Origin of the sequence: Halomonas sp. SIMBA_159, assembly GCF_046536035.1 — a bacterium.
Taxonomy (GTDB): Bacteria; Pseudomonadota; Gammaproteobacteria; order Pseudomonadales; family Halomonadaceae; genus Vreelandella; species Vreelandella venusta_A.
On the sequence record NZ_JAWJBT010000305.1, the window covers coordinates 1 to 299 of the forward strand.

The following is a 299-nucleotide window of genomic DNA, read 5'->3' on the forward strand; positions in this document are numbered from 1 at the left end:
GTTATTTTCTCAAAGTAATAAAGAGAGTTTTTCTAGTATCGAAAACACCAAAATCTTTCTTGATCAAAAAAAAATCGAAAATACGCAGCCATATGTGATTGGGGATGATGTTCACTTTATTAGTGAGGTAAAGGAGCGAACATTCGAGGGCATGCAAGTCTTTACACTAAATGATCAATCGTCTCCTAAACAAAAAGTGATTTTATATGTACATGGGGGAGCATGGACAAATCAGCCTTTGAATTTGCACTGGTGGTTCATGGACAAAATGGCTCAATCCCTTCATGCGAAGGTGGTGG

At 37.8% G+C, this 299-nt stretch carries 1 protein-coding gene; it reads left to right on the forward strand.

What is annotated here, in order from left to right; all coding sequences use genetic code 11:
• The coding region (locus R0J87_RS19400; protein ID WP_498888288.1) for a hypothetical protein at window positions 1-299 on the forward strand (299 nt) is incomplete at both ends.